The sequence below is a fragment of the Bradyrhizobium sp. P5_C11_2 genome (assembly GCF_054049755.1).
In genome coordinates this window covers 1-10,148 of record NZ_JBFULT010000266.1, presented here as the reverse complement: position 1 = coordinate 10,148, position 10,148 = coordinate 1, and the positions used below count along the sequence as shown (strand labels likewise).

10 protein-coding genes are annotated in these 10,148 nt (G+C 65.3%); 4 read left to right on the top strand and 6 right to left on the bottom strand.

All coding sequences use genetic code 11. The features are described from left to right. The 4 genes from ACXJL8_RS23185 to thiD form a co-directional block, all read right to left on the bottom strand. On the bottom strand, positions 1 to 894 hold an 894-nt coding region (locus tag ACXJL8_RS23185), incomplete at its 3' end, for a threonine/serine dehydratase (RefSeq protein WP_456685645.1). A gap of 63 nt (positions 895 to 957) precedes the next feature. Next, positions 958 to 2,001, bottom strand: coding sequence for a glycosyltransferase family 4 protein (locus ACXJL8_RS23180; protein WP_456685644.1), 1,044 nt, complete (start codon positions 1,999 to 2,001; stop codon positions 958 to 960). Further along, the gene (locus tag ACXJL8_RS23175; protein ID WP_456622105.1) at positions 2,001 to 2,813 is read right to left on the bottom strand and encodes a UDP-2,3-diacylglucosamine diphosphatase; all 813 of its coding nucleotides are present in this window, start codon (positions 2,811 to 2,813) and stop codon (positions 2,001 to 2,003) included. The genes ACXJL8_RS23180 and ACXJL8_RS23175 overlap by 1 nt, the downstream gene beginning before the upstream one ends. Positions 2,814 to 3,030: 217 nt before the next feature. After that, a complete protein-coding gene (gene thiD / locus ACXJL8_RS23170) occupies positions 3,031 to 3,831 on the bottom strand; it encodes a bifunctional hydroxymethylpyrimidine kinase/phosphomethylpyrimidine kinase (protein ID WP_456622106.1) in 801 nt (266 codons plus the stop codon). A 219-nt stretch (positions 3,832 to 4,050) separates the two neighbouring features. On the opposite strand from thiD, the gene ACXJL8_RS23165 reads away from it, so the two are divergent. Both ACXJL8_RS23165 and ACXJL8_RS23160 read left to right on the top strand, forming a co-directional pair. After that, positions 4,051 to 6,114 carry a PAS domain S-box protein gene (locus ACXJL8_RS23165; protein ID WP_456685643.1) on the top strand — a complete coding sequence of 688 codons (2,064 nt, stop codon included), beginning with the start codon at positions 4,051 to 4,053 and terminating at the stop codon, positions 6,112 to 6,114. A 103-nt stretch (positions 6,115 to 6,217) separates the two neighbouring features. Then, the gene (locus ACXJL8_RS23160) at positions 6,218 to 6,463 is read left to right on the top strand and encodes an Lrp/AsnC ligand binding domain-containing protein (RefSeq protein WP_014493934.1); all 246 of its coding nucleotides are present in this window, start codon (positions 6,218 to 6,220) and stop codon (positions 6,461 to 6,463) included. Here ACXJL8_RS23160 and ACXJL8_RS23155 read toward each other — a convergent pair whose 3' ends face one another. Continuing rightward, positions 6,464 to 7,387, bottom strand: coding sequence for a c-type cytochrome (locus ACXJL8_RS23155; protein ID WP_456622108.1), 924 nt, complete (start codon positions 7,385 to 7,387; stop codon positions 6,464 to 6,466). It abuts the gene before it with no gap. Positions 7,388 to 7,541: 154 nt separating this feature from the next. Here ACXJL8_RS23155 and ACXJL8_RS23150 point away from each other — a divergent pair, with 154 nt between their 5' ends. Together ACXJL8_RS23150 and ACXJL8_RS23145 are read left to right on the top strand one after the other, a co-directional pair. After that, positions 7,542 to 7,961, top strand: coding sequence for a CHRD domain-containing protein (locus tag ACXJL8_RS23150; protein WP_456622109.1), 420 nt, complete (start codon positions 7,542 to 7,544; stop codon positions 7,959 to 7,961). A 229-nt stretch (positions 7,962 to 8,190) separates the two neighbouring features. Continuing rightward, positions 8,191 to 8,565 (top strand): VF_A0006 family four-cysteine protein, encoded by a 375-nt coding sequence (locus tag ACXJL8_RS23145; protein ID WP_456622110.1) that lies wholly within the window; start codon positions 8,191 to 8,193, stop codon positions 8,563 to 8,565. A 51-nt stretch (positions 8,566 to 8,616) separates the two neighbouring features. Here the strand turns inward: ACXJL8_RS23145 and ACXJL8_RS23140 are convergent, their stop codons facing one another. Further along, entirely contained in the window at positions 8,617 to 9,900 is a 1,284-nt protein-coding gene (locus ACXJL8_RS23140) for a cystathionine gamma-synthase family protein (protein WP_456622111.1), read from the bottom strand. Positions 9,901 to 10,148: the final 248 nt, after the last annotated feature.

Below are 10,148 nucleotides of genomic sequence, written 5' to 3'. Positions count from 1 at the left end.
CGCCAGCAGCGCGGCGAGGCCGACGGCGCCGCCGGGCTCGACCACCAGCTTCAGCTCGCGATAGGCGAACGCCACCGCGGCGCCGACTTCCTTGTCGGATGCGGTGACGCCGCGCGCGAGCAGCTTGCTGTTGATCGCAAACGTCATCTCGCCGGGGATCAGCGCCATCAGCGCGTCGCAGATGGTGCGGCCCGCGGGCGCATGCGGCTCGCGATGGCCTGCGGTCAGCGAAAGGTTGTGATCGTCGAACGCCTCGGGCTCGGCCACGACAATCTGGGCCAGCGGGTAGCGCGCCTTCACCGCCGTTGCGACGCCGGCGATCAGACCGCCGCCGGAGGCTGGCGCCACCACGATGTCGGGCGCAATGCCGAGGCTCGCCATGTCCTCCGCGATCTCGCGGCCGGCGGTGCCCTGGCCGGCGATCACGAAAGGATCGTCGTAGGGCCTGACCAGTGTCGCGCCGCGCTTTTCGGCGATGCCCCGCGAGATCGCCTCGCGGTCGTCGCGGTCGCGGTCATACAGCACGACCTCCGCGCCGTAGGACTTGGTGCGCTCGCGCTTCGACAGCGGCGCGTCGGCCGGCATCACGATGGTCGCGTGCATGTCGAGGATCTTGGCCGCCGCCGCCACACCCTGGGCATGGTTGCCGGAGGAGAACGCGACCACGCCGCCCGCGCGCTTGTCCTGCGGGATCGAGGCGACCTTGTTGAAGGCGCCGCGGAACTTGAAGGAGCCGGTGCGCTGGAGCATCTCCGGCTTCAGGAAGACCTTTGCGCCAACGCGCTCGTTGAGCACGGGAAAGGACAACAGCGGGGTGCGGATGGCGAAGGGCGCGATCACGCGTGCTGCGGCATCGATATCGGCGGGGCCGATCGGAAGGGGCTGTTCGGTCATGGCCGATGTTATCGCGGCAGATGAGGCGCGGGCAAGACACCTCCGCGCGAGGATTCTTCCTGTTCAGGCGACGAAGCGCGACTGTTCCGCACCGTTCCGGCCGGGCAGCACCGCGCCGACCGCCCAAATACTGTCGACGAAGGCCTTCGCCGAGGCCTCCCAGGTATAGCCAGCGGCGAATTCGACGCAGGCCTGCCGGGAGACGTCGAGCGCGGCAAAGCAGGCGCTGCGCAAATCCTGATCGAGGGCGCCGACCGGCGCATCGCCGATCACGTCGCCGGGTCCCTYCACCGGGAAGGCCGCGACCGGCAGGCCGCTCGCCAGCGCCTCGAGCAGGACCAGGCCGAACGTGTCGGTCTTGCTGGGAAACACGAAGACATCGGCCGCCGCATAGATGTCCGCCAGTTCCTCGCCGTGCTTTTGCCCCAGGAAGATCGCGTCGGGATAAGCCTCCTCCAGCGCGGCGCGCGCCGGGCCGTCGCCGACGATCACCTTGGTGCCGGGCAGGTCGAGGTCGAGGAACGCTTCGAGATTCTTCTCCACTGCGACCCGGCCGACCGAGAGGAACACCGGCGCGGGCAGGCAGAGATCGATGGCGCGGGGATGGAACAGGCTGGTGTCGACGCCGCGCGGCCACAGCACGACATTGGCAAAGCCGCGCTCACCGAGCTCGCGGGCCAGCGCCGGCGTGGCCGCCATCACGGCCCGGCTTGCCCCGTGGAAACGGCGCAGCGCCCGCCAGATCAGGGATTCCGGAACCGGCACCCGGGCGCGGACATATTCGGGGAAGCGGGTGTGGAAGCTGGTCGTGAACGGCAGCTTGCGCTGGCGGCAATAGCGGCGGACCATCAGGCCGATCGGCCCTTCCGTCGCAATATGGATGCTGTCGGGACGGGCTTCCGCGATCAGCTTCGCGATCTTCGCCGGCCGCGGCATCGCCAGCCGGACGTCGCGATAGCTCGGCATCGCGAAGGTGCGGAACGATTGCGGCGTCAGGAACGTGAACTCGACGCCGAGCCCCTTGGCGGCGTCAGCGAGCTTGGTCAGCGTCCGAACCACACCATTGACTTGCGGGTGCCAGGCGTCGGTCGCGACCAGGATGCGCATCAAGCGGCCCTTGCCGCCACCGGCGCGACCGGAACTGCCTTTTGCAGTTGATCCGCCCAGGTGATGATCTCGAAATGGCCGTCGTCATGCTCGACCAGCGCGGTGCAGCTCTCCACCCAATCGCCGCAGTTCATGTAGCGGATACCGCCCTCGTCGCGGATCACGGCGTAGTGGATATGGCCGCAGATCACGCCGTCGGCGTCGTGACGCCGCGCCTCGGCAGCGAGCGCCTGCTCGAACGCGCCGATATAGTTGACGGCATTCTTGACCTTCTGCTTGGCCCATTGCGACAGCGACCAGTAGGGCACACCGAACAGGCGGCGGAAGAAGTTGACGAAGCGATTCATCTGGATCGCGAAGTCGTAGGCCTTGTCGCCGAGATGGGCGAGCCAGCGCGCGTTCTGGACCACGAGGTCGAAGATGTCGCCGTGGATGACGAGATAGCGCTTGCCGTCCGCACCGGTGTGGACGGTGTTCTCGACCACGTCGATGCCGCCGAAATGCGTGCCGTAATAGTTGCGCAGGAATTCGTCGTGATTGCCGGGAATGTAGATGACCTTGGCGCCCTTGCGCGCCTTGCGCAAAAGCTTCTGGACCAGGTCGTTATGCGATTGCGGCCAGTGCCAGCTCGATTTCAGCGCCCAGCCGTCGACGATGTCGCCGACCAGATAGATCGTATCGGCGTCGTGGTAACGCAGGAAGTCCAGCAGAAGGTCGGCTTGTGAACCCCGGGCTCCGAGATGAACGTCGGAGATGAACAACGTGCGAAAGCGCCTTTCAGGGCTCTCGTCACTCACATCGTAACTTCCCATGCGACAGCCTGTAACAATGTCCCGTGACAGGGGGATGACCAATTGAACCTTTGAGGCACCCTCAGATACGAATCACGCCTCGCCTCGCTCCCCCCGCGAATATCAGTCGCATGCGACAATCAGGCGACATGGCGCCGCAATGGTTGCCCGCAAAAGCCCGGAAGCCCATGGCCTTATTGGTTAACGGGCGCGGCCGTCGCGCCGCGCAAAGCCCGCGTCAGTAAAATTTGTGGAAATGATGGATCGGCCCGTAGCCGTGGCCGACGCTGAAGCGGTCGGCGGCGGCGATCGCCGCGCTGATCCAGGCCTTGGCATTGCGCACCGCGCGCTCGAGGTCCTCGCCCCTGGCGAGGCCCGCTGCGACCGCCGAGGACAGCGAGCAGCCGGTGCCATGGGTATTTTTGGTGGCCACGCGGGGAGCCGCGAGCGCGATCGTCCCCGCTGAACTCACGAGATAGTCGATGCTCTCGGCGCCCTCCCCGTGCCCGCCCTTGATCAGGACCGCGCGACAACCGAGCGCGAGCAGGCGGTGCCCCTGGCTTTCGATCTCGGCCTCGCCGCGCGCGACCGGCGCGTCGAGCAGCGCGGCGGCCTCCGGCAGGTTGGGCGTGATCACCGAGGCCAGCGGCATCAGTTTCGTGCGCAACGCGTCCACGGCCTCCGAGGCCAGCAGGCGATCGCCGGAGGTCGCGACCATCACGGGATCGAGCACGACGTGCCGGGGCGCCCAGCGCGACAACGCGGCCGCGATCGCATCGATGCTGGCCGCCTGCGCCACCATGCCGATCTTCACCGCGCCGACGTCGAGATCGGAGAATACCGCGTCGATCTGCGCGGTGACGAACCCGGCGGGCACCGCGTGAATGCCGGTGACGCCTTTGGTGTTCTGCGCCGTCAAGGCCGTGATGGCGGAGGCGCCGTAGACGCCGAGCGCGGCAAAGGTCTTCAGGTCGGCCTGGATGCCGGCGCCGCCGCTCGAATCGGAGCCTGCGATGGTGAGCGCCACGGGTGTCGTCATCGCCGGATCCATTCGCTTGATACTAACATCGCCATGGCCTGTCCTAGCGCGACCAGGAAACGCCAGCAAGCCGGACCGGCCGCGGCAGCCGTGATTCCCGGCACCGACGCTCGCGCCGGCGAATCAGGTGGCGATTGGGCGCGGCATTGTCGAGCCGCAATCGTGCACAGGCTGCAAAACATAGCCTTGATGCGGCCTTGGCCCTTGGCGTTCACATCGATGAGTGAGACGTTGGTGCTGGAACCTTCCAGCGACACCAACGTTGCGGGCCGCCCCAGGCCCGGAACCCTCTCGGGTGGAATCATGTGGGCCTACTTCCAACGTCTGCTCGACTCGTCGATGTTTTCACCGCACGGCATCTGCCTGTTGTGGGAGCCCGAACTGATCTGGCTCCATGTCGTCTCCGACGCCCTCATCGCCGCTGCCTATTTCTCGATCCCGTTCGCGCTGACGATCCTCGTCACCAAGCGGCGCGATCTCCAGTTCGGCTGGCTCTACTGGGCGTTCGCGGTCTTCATCATGGCGTGCGGCCTGACCCATGTGCTGTCGATCTACACGCTCTGGGTCCCGATCTACGGTATCGAGGGCTTGGTCAAGGCGGCGACGGCGGTTGCCTCCGTCGTCACCGCCGGCGCGCTCTGGCCGCTGTTGCCGAAGATCCTGACGATCCCCTCTCCGTTCGAGCTCCGGCAGGTCCAGGCCGCGCTCGCAGAGGAGAAAATCAAGAGCCGGGATACAGCCCAGCTGCTCGGGCAGGTCCGTGAAGCCCAGCGCGCGCTGCGCGAGAGCATGACGCGCCTCTCCGCCGTCGTCGAGACCGCGGTCGACGGCGCCATCCTGTTCGACGCGCAAGCCCGCATTCTCCTGTTCAATCCGGCCTGCGAACGGTTGTTCGGCTATCGCGCCGACGAGGTCATGAATCTCGACATCGGCATGCTGATGTCCAACGCGGAGAGGCCCTCATCCACGGGTCATGCGCGGCGCTTCGCAACCGGGGAATCCGTCGGCCTGCGCAAGGACGGATCGACCTTTCCGATGAATCTGTCGGTGGGCCAGGCGTGGCAGGACGGCGATCTGATCTACGTCGGAATCGTCCACGATTTGACCGCGCGCAAGCTCACCGAGCAGCAGCTTCAGCAGGCGCAGAAGATGGAGACGGTCGGCCAGCTCTCAGGCGGCATCGCCCACGATTTCAACAATCTCCTGACCGTCATCATCGGCAACGCCGAACTTCTGAGCGAACAGCTCAGGGCCCGCCCCGACCTGCGGCGGTTTGCCGACGACATCTGCGAGTCGGGCGAACGAGGCGCCGAGCTGACGCAGAGACTGCTGGCGTTCAGCCGCCGCCAGCTGCTCCAGCCGCAGGAGATCGATTGCCGCGAGCTGCTGGAGTCCATGAACAAGCTGTTCAAGCGCACCCTGCGCGAGAACATCGAGATCAGGACGGCCTCCGGGCCCGGCAAGATCCAGGCCTTTGCGGACCGCGCCCAGCTCGAATCCGCCGTGCTGAACCTTGTGCTGAACGCGCAGGACGCGATGCCGGCCGGAGGGCATCTGACGCTGAGCACGGAGTTCGCTGCAATCGACGAGGACTACCGCGTGCTCCATCCGGAAGTGGCGGCCGGCAGCTATGCCCTGATCTCCGTCACCGACGACGGCGAAGGCATGACGCCGGAGGTCATCGAGCACGCGTTCGAGCCGTTCTTCACCACCAAGGAAGTCGGCAAGGGCTCGGGCCTCGGCCTCAGCATGGTCTATGGCTTCGCCAAGCAATCCGACGGCCATCTCTCGATCTATAGCGAGATAGGCCTGGGAACGACGGTCCGGATCTATTTGCCGCGCACCGGCGGCGGACAATCCCTGGCCGACGTGCTGGAGAGCGAGGTGGCCGCGCCGAGAGGGCACGAGACGATCCTGATCGCGGAGGACGATCCGTTTGTTCGCACCTCGGTCATTCAAAGGGTGGAGGCACTCGGCTATCGCGTCGTCGCCRCCGTCAACGGCAAGGAGGCCATGCAGCGGCTACGCACCGATCCCAACATCGACATGCTGTTCACCGACATCGTGATGCCGGGCGGCATGAGCGGCTGGGAGCTCGCCGACCATGCCCGGCGGCTTCGCCCCGGCCTGCCGGTCCTGTTCACCTCGGGCTACGCGCTGGAGACCCTGGTCGAGCAGGGTCGCGCGCATGCGCAAGCGATCGTCCTGACCAAGCCCTATCGCAAGGCCGAGCTCGCGCAGCGGCTCAGGGACGCATTTGCCGCTGCGGTGGCGACGTCGTAAGGCAGCGCGCAGGGCGGCTTATCCCGGCAGCCGGCAAGTTTGCTTGCTAAATCCAGCCGGTTTTGGCCTATTAGCCGCAGATTATGCCTTCGGAGTGACTGCAATGGTTCCCTTTTTCGTCCAGATCAAATGCAAGCTCGGCCAGTCCTACACGGTCGCCAACGCGCTCGCCGAAGCCGAGATCGCCTCCGAGATCTACTCCACGGCCGGCCATTACGACCTGCTGGTGAAGTTCTACGTCGACAAGGACACCGACATCGGCCACTTCATCAACGAGAAGGTGCAGGTGCTGCCCGGCATCCAGGACACCCTCACCATCATCACCTTCAAGGCGTTCGGCGCGAGCTAGCTACTCCGATTTGACGCGCTTGGGCGGCGGCGGCCCATCGACCGGCGGCAGCGACTTCAGGTAGGCCGCCATCGCGGCGCGATCCTCAGCCGTCAACCGCGCCAGATTCTTGATCACCGGCCGCATCGCGCCGGACGCGCTGTCGCCTTCGGGCATGTCGCCGGTTTCGAGGAAATCGGCGATGTCCTTCTCGCTCCACGTGCCGATGCCCTTTTGCGTGATGTTCGGCACCCAGCCCTCGCCTTCGGGATTGGGGCCGCCGGCAAACCGCTGCGCCGTGATGATGCCGCCGAGAAAATTGCGCGGGCTGTGGCATTCGGCGCAATGACCGAAGCCGTTGACGAGATAGGCGCCGCGATTCCATTGCGCCGAGCGCGTCGCATCCGGCACGAACGGGCTGGTGTTCATGAACAGCAATTTCCAGATGCCGACATTGCGGCGAATGTTGAAGGGAAAGGGGACGTCATGATCGCGCACCTTGCCCGCGACCGCGGGCAGCGTCTTCAGATAGGCGAAGAGATCGCGAACGTCGTCGACCTTCGCAAGATGGTATGAGGTGTAGGGAAACGCCGGGAAGTAATGCGTCTCCTGCGGCGAAACACCGTTCAGCACGGCATTGACGAAATCCGCCTCGCTCCAGCGCCCGATGCCGTCGGCGGCATCGGAAGAAATATTGGGCGCGTAGAACGTGCCGAATGGCGAGCCGAGCGGCAGGCCACCGCCGAGCCGAAGGCGATCGGGCTGGTTGGGCACGGCATGGCAGGACGAGCAGCCGCCGACGTTGAAGATTTCCTGTCCGTTGGCGAGATCAGGCGCACGGGGCGGCAGCGGCACGGCGAACGCAGCCGGTGCCGTCAGCCACCAATAGACGCCAAGGGCCGCGACAGCGACAAGCAGAGCGGCAAGAATTGTTCGTCGCAACATTGAGGCGTTCCATCGAGCTCGGGCGAACTTACGGATCATCCCGTACCCGCTCCAGCCACGAATAATTTAGATGGTGTGATCGGAATGCGGGAATAAACTCGGAAGCGCACTGTTTGCTAGTCGACAGCAATCAGATGTCAACAGGGAGAGACCCATGAACAAAGCCCTTTTTGCCACGCTGGCATTCGGAGCCGCCGTCGCGTTCGCAGGCTCGGCAAGTGCGGAGAAACTGAAGGCTGTGCTGGACGGCAAGTCCGAGGTGCCTGCCACCACCACCAGCGGCACCGGAACGGCCGATCTCAACTATGACGCCGCCACCAAGAAGCTTTCCTGGAAGGTCACCTATTCGGGCCTCTCCGGTCCCGCCACCGCCGCCCATTTCCACGGCCCTGCCGAGGCCGGCAAGAACGCCGGTGTCGCGGTCCCGATCCCCGGCGCAGCCAGCAGCCCGGTCGAGGGCTCGGCGACGCTCACCGACGCGCAGGCCGCCGATCTCCTGGCCGGCAAGCTCTACGTCAACATTCACACCGCGGCCAACCCGGGCGGCGAGATCCGCGGTCAGGTGACGAAGTAGGCTCTATAGCGACTTCGTCGGCGAAGGCCGGGCGCAGGAGGGAGCGTCCGGCCTTTTCGATTCCGGAAGCATCCACATTGCCGACGGACAAGCGGCAAAATACAGCGAGGTTTCGCGAGCGATGGATTGCCGGCTCGCGCCTTGCCAGCGTCGAGATTTCGGCCATAGACTTGGTGCACTGCTCAAGCTGAGCCGCAATCGACGGCTTCGCCGATCTCCAGGGTGCCCCGTGAGGCTCGTTTCCAGCGTTCTCGATCATCCCAATGACGTCAGGATCAAGCGACGCGCTCGCGCGCTATTGCAAGTTCTCACCGGCGTTGTCGTTGCCGCAGCGGTTCTTTCATTCTCCGGATCGGCCGTCGCGCAAACCGACATGGAAAAGCAGGCGCAATGCGAGCTGTCCGCAATCCGCGATACGAGATCGGCGCTTGCCGTCCAGTACATCCGTTCGGCCTGCAACTGGCTCGTGGTCAATGGCGATTCCCTGTTGAACGCATCGAGCAAGGGCTATTACGTCTGCCTCGTGCGGCAGCTCTCGGGCGCCCAGAGCAACGAGGCCGCCGCGGCAATCATGTCGGCATGTCGCGCGTCCAATCCGCTTTGACCTCAGCGGCGTCGGCATGATGTCCCTGCCACATGCTCACATCCGCCCCCGCTAGGCCCCGCTCAGCGCGTAGGTCAGGTCCGCGATCAGGTCCGACGGGTTTTCGATGCCRATCGACAGCCGGATCGTGGAATCCAGAACGCCGATTTTTTGGCGGATGTCGGCCGGAACGCCGGAATGGGTCATCGTCGCCGGCAGGCTGGCAAGCGACTCGGTTCCGCCGAGGCTCACCGCGAGCTTGAAGATTTGCAGCGCATTGAGGAATTTGACCGCGGCCGCCTTGCCGCCGGCGATGTCGAACGAGAACGTCGACCCCGCGCCGACGCATTGCCTCGCGAACACGCGTCCGGCCGGCGAGGCGCCTTCGTGATGGCCGAGATAGTGGACCTTCGCCACCTTGGCGTGATCGCGCAGGAAATCGGCCACGAGGCGCGCATTGTTATCGGCTTTCTCCATGCGGAGGCTCAGCGTCTCCAGCGACCGGTTGATCATCCAGCAGGAATGCGGATCGAGCTGGGTGCCGATGGCGCCCCGCAGCGCCTTGATGCCCTTCATGATCGCCTTGGTGCCGAGCGCCGCGCCCGCGATCAGGTCGGAATGGCCGCCGACATATTTGGTCAGCGAGTACAGCGAGAGGTCCGCGCCATGCTCGATCGGCCGCTGAAACACCGGCCCGAGCAGCGTATTGTCGCAGGCGATGATCGGCGTGTGTCCCTGGGCCTTTCCGATCGCGTCGGCGATGCTGCGGATCATCGCGATGTCGACCAGGCCGTTGGTCGGATTGGCCGGGGTTTCGATCAGGATCATCGCAACCCGGCCCTTGCGCATGGCCTCCTCCGAAGCCTGCTTCACCGCCGCCTCGTCGATCCCGTCGGCGAAGCCGACGGCGCCGACCGAGAGACGCGAGAGCGTGTTCGTCAGCAGGGTTTCGGTCCCGCCATAGAGCGGTTGGGAGTGCAGAATGACGTCGCCGGGGCGGATGAAAGCGAGGATCGTCGTCGCGATGGCCGCCATGCCGGATGAGAACAGCGCACAGCTCTCGGTGCGCTCATAGACGGCGAGCCTGTCCTCGACGATTTCGCTGTTGGGGTGGTTGAAGCGCGAATAGACCAGGCCCGCGCCCATGCCTTCCGGCGGCTCGCGCCGGCCGGCGACGAAATCGAAGAAGTCCTGCCCGTCATCGGCCGTCTTGAACACGAACGTCGAGGTCAGGAAGACCGGCGGCTTGATGGCGCCTTCCGACAGCTGCGGATCATAGCCATAGGTCAGCATCAGCGTTTCGGGATGCAGCATATGGTTGCCAATGTGGGTCTTCGACGGAAACGGTTTGACCATGGCCTGCCTCGCTGTCTTGATTCAGATCCTCGCCGCGCGTTGGAACTCCGTGGAGTGAGGCGGTCAGGAGCGAGATGCGCCGGCATCCAGCAGGTCGAATCAACGCCGCCGCGGCTTGAGCGAAGATAACCACTCCGACAGCGATCCGTCAGGCCTTGCGAACAGAATTTTCTGCCGCGCTGCGCGCGCCGACTCTGCGGCTGGTCATGAGTCCCGTAGCCCGGATGGAGCGCAGCGCAATCCGGGGC

What these genes read in the sequence shown, in the direction of transcription:
- ACXJL8_RS23175 (WP_456622105.1), bottom strand. Translation starts at nt 2,813, where the DNA reads ATGGGAAGTTACGATGTGAGTGACGAGAGCCCTGAAAGGCGCTTTCGC.
- thiD (WP_456622106.1), bottom strand. Translation starts at nt 3,831, where the DNA reads ATGACGACACCCGTGGCGCTCACCATCGCAGGCTCCGATTCGAGCGGC.
- ACXJL8_RS23160 (WP_014493934.1), top strand. Translation starts at nt 6,218, where the DNA reads ATGGTTCCCTTTTTCGTCCAGATCAAATGCAAGCTCGGCCAGTCCTAC.
- ACXJL8_RS23155 (WP_456622108.1), bottom strand. Translation starts at nt 7,387, where the DNA reads ATGTTGCGACGAACAATTCTTGCCGCTCTGCTTGTCGCTGTCGCGGCC.
- ACXJL8_RS23150 (WP_456622109.1), top strand. Translation starts at nt 7,542, where the DNA reads ATGAACAAAGCCCTTTTTGCCACGCTGGCATTCGGAGCCGCCGTCGCG.